This window comes from Brevibacterium sp. (genome assembly GCF_022712115.1).
Taxonomy (GTDB): domain Bacteria; phylum Actinomycetota; class Actinomycetes; order Actinomycetales; family Brevibacteriaceae; genus Brevibacterium; species Brevibacterium salitolerans.
Window position 1 is genome coordinate 1 of sequence record NZ_JALAHB010000014.1, and the last position, 8,664, is coordinate 8,664.

Sequence of the window (8,664 nt, forward strand, 5' to 3'; positions counted from 1 at the left end):
CCACGCAGGCGACGAGGCCAGCGCGCGCACCGGCCTCGACCCCCTCCTCATGGCCCGTCTGCCCGCCGCGCCCGTCTACGTGCTCTGCGCCGCGCTGCTGGGACTGCTCGTCCTCAACCGGCGACAGGCGGCAGACGATCCCGCAGAGGCTCGGCGCACCCTCGCTCCCCTCCTGGTCACGATCGTGGTCGTGCTCGCGCAGGGCGTCGTAGGATACGTTCAGTTCTTCACCGGCGTACCGTGGATGCTCGTCTCGGTCCACATCGTCGGCATCTGCCTCGTGCTCGCCGCGTCCACCGCCATGCTCGACTCCCAGTACCGTCGGCCGTCCTTCGCTCAGGCGGATGCGCCCCGCACGGACGCAGCGTCACCCATGAGCTCCGTCTGAGCTTCCCGCCCGCTGAGGAAGGACCGCCTCCATGAGGATGCTCCTCGAACTCGTCCGCCGCTTCGTCCTGCCGCAGAAGGGCCTCCTCATCGCGGTCGTCCTGCTGCAGATCGCACAGATCCTCGCCACCCTCTGGCTGCCCACCCTCAACGCCTCGGTGATCGACGACGGCGTCGCGCACGGGGACGTGGGCCTCGTCTGGCGCCTGGGCGGACTCATGCTGGCCGTCACCCTGGGCCAGGTCTCGGCCAACGTCGCCGCCGTGATCGTGGGAGCGGTCGTCGCGATGCGCGCCGCACGGAGCCTGCGCAGCGGCGTCTATGACTCGGTCATGGGCTTCGGCAGCGCTGAGACCTCCGCGTTCGGCTCCTCCAGTCTCATCACCCGTGCCACCAACGACGTCCGCCAGGTGCAGATGCTCATCGTCATGACCCTGACGATGGTCGTCATGGCGCCGTTCATGGCGCTGGGCGGCCTCGTCATGGCCCTGTCGCAGGACCTCGGGCTCTCCCTGGTCATCCTCGCGACCGTCGCGGTGCTCATCGTCGTCCTGGTCCTGATCATCCGGCGCATGGTGCCCTCCTTCGCCGTGATGCAGGAGCGGATCGACGCCGTGACCTCCGTGGTCTCCCAGCAGCTCAGCGGACTGAGGGTGATCCGGGCCTTCACCGCCGAGCACCGCGAACGCGCACGCTTCACCGCCGTCAACGGGGGCCTCACCGCCGCCTCCCTGTCCGTGGGCCGCTGGTTCGTGGTCCTCTTCCCCGCGGTCATGGGGATCGTGTCACTGGGCTCCGTCGCCGTCGTCGGATTCGGCGGCATCCGCGTGGACGCCGGCGGCATCGACGTGGGCGTGGTCCTCGCGTTCGTCCAGTACCTCATGCTCATCCTCATGGGCGTGACCTTCGTGGCCTTCATCGGCATGATGATCCCCCGCGCCGAGGTCTCCGCCGGCCGTCTCGTCGAGGTCCTCGACCAGGAGGTCGCGATCGACTCCGAGTCCGGCACCGTGTCCGCGGTCCCCCGTCCCGGCGCCCTCGACCTGCACGCGGTCGGCTACCGGTACCCCGGGGCCGAGGAGCCGGTGCTGCAGGACGTCACGGCGCACGTCTCCCCCGGCGAGATGCTCGCGGTCATCGGTGCGACCGGCTCGGGCAAGACCACGCTGGCACAGCTGGTGCTGCGCCTGCTCGAGCCCACCTCGGGCACGGTGGAGGTGGGCGGCGTGGACGTGTCCGCGCTCTCCCCGGCCGCCTACGGATCCCAGTTCGCGTACGTTCCGCAGACCCCGCAGGTGCTCGGACGCAGCATCGCGGACAACCTGCGCCTGGGTGCGCCCGAGGCCACGGACGCGGAGATCCGCGAGGCGCTCGTCGCCGCGCAGGCGTGGGAGTTCGTCTCGCAGCTGCCCGAGGGCGCGGACACCGTGCTCACGCAGGGCGGCCGCGACCTCTCCGGCGGACAGCGCCAGCGGATCGCCATCGCGATGGCCCTGGTGCGGAAGGCGCCGGTGCTCGTGCTCGACGACAGCCTCTCCGCCCTGGACACCCGCACGGACGCCGCGGTGCGGCGCGCGCTGCGGCAGGTCGACTCGACGGTCCTCCTCATCACCCAGCGCGTCTCCGCCGCCGAGGGCGCGGACCGGATCCTCGTACTCGACGCCGGCCGGCCGGTGGGCCTCGGCACGCACGAGGACCTCATGGCCGCATCCGGTGTGTACGCGGAGATCGTCGCCTCACAGACGGGAGCAGCAGCATGAGCACTCCGCACGGAGCGCCTCCGGGGCAGAAGGCCACCCACTTCCGCGCCACCGCGGCGAGGCTCATCGGCCTGTTCCGGCCGCACACCCTGAGCATCGCCTGCGCCTTCGCGGTGCTCGTGCTCGCGACGGCGGGCACCGTGTGGGCGCCCCTCCTCATCGCCCGGGCCACGGACATCGTGTTCGCCGGCTGGCTCTCGAAGGGCATGGAGGCCGGCACGGACCGCGCGGACGTGATCGCGGACCTGCGCGCCCGGGGCGAGGACGATCGGGCCGAGATGCTCGCGCAGCTCGACTTCACACCGGGCGCCGGTGTGGACATGGGAGCGCTCGGCCGCGCCCTGCTGCTGGCCGCGGCGGTCTACGTGGTCGCCCAGGTGTGCATGTGGGCCGGCGGGTGGCTGCTCAACGAAGCCGTGCAGCGGACGCTCCAGCGGCTGCGCGAGCAGGTGGAGGGGAAGCTCCACCGCCTTCCCCTGGCCGTGGTGGACAGGTCGAAGAAGGGCGATCTGCTCTCCCGCCTCAACAACGACGTGGACAATCTCGCCAACGTCCTGAGCCAGAGTGCGCAGCAGCTGTTCACGGACGTGCTCATCCTCATCGGCACGCTCTCGCTCATGTTCGCCCTGTCCTGGCGTCTGGCGCTCATCGCGCTCGCCGTCATCCCCGTGACGGCGCTGCTGCTCGCGCTCATCGGGCCGCGCTCCCAACGCGCATTCACCGCCCAGTGGGAGCGCACGGGTGCGCTCAACTCCCACGTCGAGGAGTCCATCGCGGCCCAGCAGCTGCTGCGCGTCCACGGTGCGCGCACGCGGGTCTCCGCGGAGTTCGAGCGGACCAATGCCGAGGTCTACGGCGCCTCCGTCCGCGCCCAGGCACTGGCCGGGTCCATGGGTCCGGCGATGCAGTTCGCCTCGAACCTGGTGTTCGTCGGGATCGCGATCGTGGGTGCGGTCCAGGTGGCCGCCGGAGCGATGACGCTGGGCACGGTGCAGGCGTTCCTCCAGTACTCGCGGCAGTTCTCCCAGCCCCTGGCCGGCCTGGGCGGCATGTTCGCGCAGCTGCAGTCGGCCGCGGCCAGCGCCGAGCGCGTGTTCGAGGTCCTCGACGAGGCCGATGAGGAACCCGCGCCGCAGATCGGGCTGGAGATCACGCACGGACGCGTCGAGTACAGGGACGTGGACTTCTCCTACGATGCGGAGACTCCGCTCATCCAGGGGATGAACCTCGTGGCGGAACCGGGCAGCACCGTGGCGATCGTCGGGCAGACGGGCGCGGGGAAGACCACCCTCGTCAACCTCCTCCTGCGCTTCTACGACGTCGACGCGGGCGCGGTGCTCATCGACGGCACGGACATCAGGACGGTCTCGCGCGAGTCGCTGCGGGCACCCATCGGCATGGTGCTCCAGGACTCCTGGCTGTTCGAGGGGACCATCTACGACAACATCGCCTACGGACGGGAGGGCGCCACCCGTGAGGAGGTGCTCGCCGCGGCCCGCAGCGCCTACGTGGACCGCTTCGTCTCCCATCTGCCGGACGGGTACGACACGGTGCTGACCGAGAGCGCGGACAACGTGTCCACCGGTGAGCGCCAGCTCATCACGATCGCCCGCGCGTTCGTCTCCGCTCCCCGCATCCTCGTCCTCGACGAGGCCACGTCCTCCGTGGACACGCGCACGGAGGTGCTCGTCCAGGAGGCGATGGGCTCGCTGCGCAGCGGCCGCACCAGCTTCGTCATCGCCCACCGGCTCTCGACGATCAGGAACGCGGACGTGATCGTGGTGATGGACGCCGGGACCATCGTGGAGCAGGGCACGCACGAGGAGCTCATGGCCGCCGACGGGCGCTACGCCGCCCTGCAGGCCGCACAGTACGCGGACGGCACCGTGTGAGGGATCCGCGCGAAGGGCTGACATCGGAGGGGCTCATCAGGACCGGAGCCGCGGTCGCCACACTCAGTGCTTCTCTCTCGCACCGATTCAGGCACCTCTGCCGCAGTGTGGAGATCGCTGCGATCACGGCTGACGGTCACCTCCGCTCCGGTGACGAGGCCTATCGCAACAGGGTGTTCCTGCGCCACTACTGCGTCCCGCTCCTCGGACCCGATCGTGTGCGGGGCGATGCTGAGTATCCGGGAGACGCAGCGGCGGCACGCGGCTTCAACGGAGATCTCGCGATGCATCTGCAGCGGTGGCGCAGCACGGCGCCGGATCCGGCCCTCGGTGTGCGGATGGCCCGGAAGGCCCTGTTGGCGGTGGCCGGGCTGGTCAGCGTCGTGGAGCGGACCTGGACGACCGACCGTGCCGCTGCAGCGGATCTCCGAGGACTTTGGCACACGGATCGGGATGTGGCGTGACGATCTTCCTGTGTACGCCCCCGCATGAGCCGCGCATCGCAGGGGGCGGTCAGAACGGCGGAGGCGTGTCATCGGCGAAGTTCGCGCCCGCCGGCACGCCCCTCCACCGGCTCCACCTCTCCCGCTGCAGCTCCGCCTGTGCTTCCTCAGCCGAGAGCGGCACCGTGGAGCCCTCTGCGGTGTCCGCACCCGCGCCCTCCGCACCGTCAGCGCCCTCCGCGCCGGCAGAGAAGACACCCTCCACGGCAGTCCTGGCTTCCACACAGCACTCCGCGGGGCAGGCCTCCCTCAGCAGGTCCGCATGCTCAGCCCTGGCACGCCTGCGCCCCCACCGGCGGGCTTCCCTCTGATACTCCCGTTCCCACGCCTCCTGTGCAGCGGCCTGCCGGCGCCGCCAGTCCTCCCGCTCGGCACGCCTGCGGGCCTCGTCACGGGCGAGAGCCTCTTCCCCCTCGCGGCTCTCAGCCTCCTGCACGGTCTCCTCGCCCACATGCTCCCAGTAGTCCTCCTGACCCAGCGCCTCATGACGCAGCAGGAACTCCGCGAAGCCAGGGTCATCACGGTGTGCTGCCAGTGTTCCGGCCATCTGCCGTTCCTCCGCCTCGCTCAACGGCTGGTCCTCCTCCGGTGAGGGGGCGACGGCGCCGCCGCCGTCAGCAGCACCCTTCACGACAGGAGCGCTGAAGGCGCGGTCGGGCGCCGGATGGGTGAAGACATGCGTACGCAGGCTCTGCCACCACGCGTCCTCGATCCGACGGATACGGGCCTCGCGTTCCCGGTGGCGCTGCCGGCAGAACTCCCACACCGAGCGCTCGTCTTCGCACTCGCGCCTCAGCCGCTCCAGCCGCTCCTCCTCGGCCGCTGCCCTCGCCTGCGCGGCACGCAGCACACGCCGAGCCTCCCGCAGCGCTTCCTCGCGCGCGGCGAGGTCCCGCTCCTGTGCCGACATCTCCGCCCTCCGTCGGGCCTCCGCCGCTGCCACGGCAGCCCGCGTCTGCCAGCGGCGCTCCTCCTCCCGCACGTGTTCCCGCACAAGCTGCTCGGTGGCATCCACCGCGATCCGGGCAGAGTCCTCCCCGCTCACCACCGCGTCCCGCCACAGCTCGTACTCGCCGGCAGCCAGAGCTGAAGGATCTTCTCCCGCCGGTGCCGCGCCCGCATCACCGGGCACCGCCGGACCGGCGTCGACCGGCGCAGCCACCGTCGATGCCTGCACCCCCAGAGGCAGCTCCCACACGATCTCGTCCCCACTCACCCTGCGCATCCGCAGCACGCCGCGGGTCTTGAGTCCGTGGTGCTTCCGGCACATCGGATGACCGTTCACCGGATGTGTGGGCCCGCCGGAGGACGGATCCGCGTGGTCGAAGGGCACGCCGTGCTCGAACTCGCACGCCTGCGCAGGGACGCTGCATCCAGGCGCGGTGCACAGCTGCCACTTCGTGTTCACCACCGACCGTGTGCCTCTGTCCGGCAGATACATCCGTGCCGCCTCGTCCAGCACCACGCCCGTGGCGGGGTCGGTGAGGATCCGATTCCATACCGTGGCATGCCCGGCGACCTCACGGGCAACGTCTGCGGGCAGGGGCGTGCTGCCGGCGACGAGCCCGGGCCGGTCGTCCACCCGCAGCAGAGTCGTCACGGGCACCGTCACATTCACCCCGGCCTGCTTCCGCAGCCACGATCCCGCGCTCGGGCAGGTCACCGCCACCCGCTTCCGCCGGCCCGGCACACCGCCGGACGTGGTGTCTTCGAGGACCGTCGCGGTCTGCGGGAGAGCACCGGTGAGCAGATCGAACACCAACTGATCCGTGTTCCGCGGATCCACCGGAGCAGCACTGCCGCCGCATCCCCCGTTCCCACCGGCCTGGCCCCCGGCGGCATCCGAGGGGCGTGCCGGAGCAAGCGTGAGCGCTCCCATCTGGTTGCGCAGCACCGCTCTGGCCACCGCCTGCCCGCGCGCGTGGAACGCGGCGAGCTCGAGATAGGGCCCGTAGAACGACAGGCAGCCCTCCGCGCCCTCGAGCTTCTCCAGACGCACATGCCGCGTCCGCCTCGCCTGTGCGGAATTCGCTTCCGCCAGCTCGAGCCCGGCGACGACCTGCGTCACCACCGCCAGATGTCTGCCCAGGGACAGGCGCTCGTCCAGGCCCGCGATCGCCTCGTCGACCACATGCAGCTGTGCGAGCGACAGACGCCTCACTTTCGGCAGAATCAGCTCCAGCCGGTCCACCGGCCTGCGCCCCTGAGCGACTGCCCCCAGCAGGGCAGGCATGCCGAGGAGCACCACAAGCGCCTGCGCCGCCTGCTTCCGCACCAGCGGCACGGTCGAACTCAGCGCGCCGGCCACCGCCGTCAGCTCCGCGAACGGCAGCAGCGTCGCCGGGAACGCCTGCAGGGTCCTCTCCCGCTGTCCTGCCACCACCGGAGTGGCGCCGTCCTGATCCTCAGGGCGGAACAGCGCCGCAAGACCGGACTCGCCCGCAGGCGCGCACTCCCCGCTGTCCTCATGCGCGAGGATCCTGCCCAGCCAGAACCGGGCCGTGGATGCGTACTCCTGCGCCCGCAGCTGCCCATACGCCCGCGACTGCTCCTGCAGCGCGTGGAGCGCCTCCTCCGGGTCCACCGGCGAGCCGGAGGCGCTCGCAGCGTCTCCATCACCCTCACCCCCGCCCGTCCGCATCGTCACGGATTCGCATCTGAGCTTTATTATTCCATCGAGCAGCCGAGCCGAACAAGAGACTTTGACATATATTCACTGCGGATGTGTCGGCGATGCGACCTCCACCGCAGCCGGCACAGTGATCCCGCCATGGGCGGACCGGCGCAGCCGGCGCCGCTGGCCTGATCAGCGCATCGGACACGCGTCGCCTGTTCAGGCCCCTGTCGTGAATATGACGATCGCCACGCAGCGCTCGCCCTCGCTGCCGCACACTGACAGCGCAGTCGCCCCACACAGGAAGGTCCACTCGCATGCCCGCTCCGCACCTCGGCACCCACTCCCCGCCCGGCGGCGCTCCGGAACCCACCTCGGACGTCTCGCCCTGGGCCGATCTCGCCACTCCGCTGACATTCGCCTACTGGGTCCCCAACGTCTCCGGCGGCCTCGTCATCTCCGAGGTGGAACAGCGCACGGACTGGGGGATCGACTACAACCGCACACTCGCGAGGACCGCCGAACGCCTGGGCTTCGAGTACGCGCTCACGCAGACCCGCTATCAGGCGAGCTACGGCGCCTCCCAGCAGCACGAGGCGACGAGCTTCTCCCTCGCCCTCCTCCTCGCCACGGAGAAGCTCCGGGTGATCTCCGCCGTGCACCCGGGCATGTGGCACCCGGGGGTGCTCGCGAAGTTCATCAACACCGCGGATCAGCTCTCCGGCGGCCGGGCGGCGGTCAACATCGTCTCGGGCTGGCTCAAGGACGAGTTCACGGGGTTCGGTCTCCCCTGGCTGGAGCACGACGAACGCTATGCACGCACGGAGGAGTTCATCCGCGCCCTCCGCGGCCTGTGGACGGAGGAGGACTACAGGCAGTTCGGCCGCCACTACGCGATCGACGGCGTGACCCTGCGCCCCGGTCCCGTCGACGTTCCCGGCCGGCCGCACCCGGACGTCTTCTTCGGCGGCAACTCCACCGCCGCACAGGCGGCAGCGGGCCGGGTGGCGGACTGGTACTTCTCCAACGGCCGCTCCCTCGAGGGCTACCGGGACAACGTGGCCGGCGTCGTCGCGGCGGCGGAATCGGGTGAGCGCACAGCGCCGGCGAGGCCGCGGTTCGGGATCAACGGCTTCGTCATCGCCCGCGCGACGGAGGAGGAGGCCCATGCGCAGCTGCGCGAGATCGTGGGCCGTGCGCACCGGCCGGCCGTCGAGGGCTTCCGCGCCTCCGTCCGGCAGGCCGGGCAGAGCACCGGGGACGGCAAGGGCATGTGGGCCGATTCCTCGTTCGAGGACCTCGTGCAGTACAACGACGGGTTCAAGACCGGCCTCATCGGCACCGATGACCAGATCGCGGCACGGATCGTGGAATTCAAGAAGCAGGGGGTGAATCTGCTCCTCACCGCCTATCTCCACTTCCAGGAGGAGCTCACGCACTTCGGTGAGGAGATCATCCCGCGCGTCCGCCGGCTCGAGGCTCAGCTCGCCGCCGACCACGGAGTGGAG

The 8,664-nt window shown here is 70.6% G+C and carries 4 protein-coding genes and 1 pseudogene; 4 read left to right on the forward strand and 1 reads right to left on the reverse strand.

What is annotated here, in order from left to right:
• The 3 genes and pseudogenes from Q0A33_RS00470 to Q0A33_RS00480 form a co-directional block, all read left to right on the forward strand.
• Window positions 1-388: pseudogene (locus tag Q0A33_RS00470) on the forward strand (heme A synthase); the annotation flags it as partial.
• A 31-nt stretch (window positions 389-419) separates the two neighbouring features.
• Window positions 420-2,147, forward strand: a complete 1,728-nt coding sequence (locus Q0A33_RS00475; protein ID WP_291791528.1) for an ABC transporter ATP-binding protein — start codon at window positions 420-422, stop codon at window positions 2,145-2,147.
• A complete protein-coding gene (locus Q0A33_RS00480) occupies window positions 2,144-4,039 on the forward strand; it encodes an ABC transporter ATP-binding protein (RefSeq protein ID WP_291791531.1) in 1,896 nt (631 codons plus the stop codon). The genes Q0A33_RS00475 and Q0A33_RS00480 overlap by 4 nt, the downstream gene beginning before the upstream one ends.
• 513 nt (window positions 4,040-4,552) lie before the next feature.
• Here Q0A33_RS00480 and Q0A33_RS00485 read toward each other — a convergent pair.
• Window positions 4,553-7,189 carry a hypothetical protein gene (locus Q0A33_RS00485; RefSeq protein WP_291791534.1) on the reverse strand — a complete coding sequence of 879 codons (2,637 nt, stop codon included), beginning with the start codon at window positions 7,187-7,189 and terminating at the stop codon, window positions 4,553-4,555.
• A gap of 284 nt (window positions 7,190-7,473) precedes the next feature.
• Here Q0A33_RS00485 and sfnG point away from each other — a divergent pair.
• Window positions 7,474-8,664, forward strand: a 1,191-nt coding sequence (gene sfnG / locus Q0A33_RS00490) for a dimethylsulfone monooxygenase SfnG (protein ID WP_291791537.1), incomplete at its 3' end; no start/stop codon positions are given.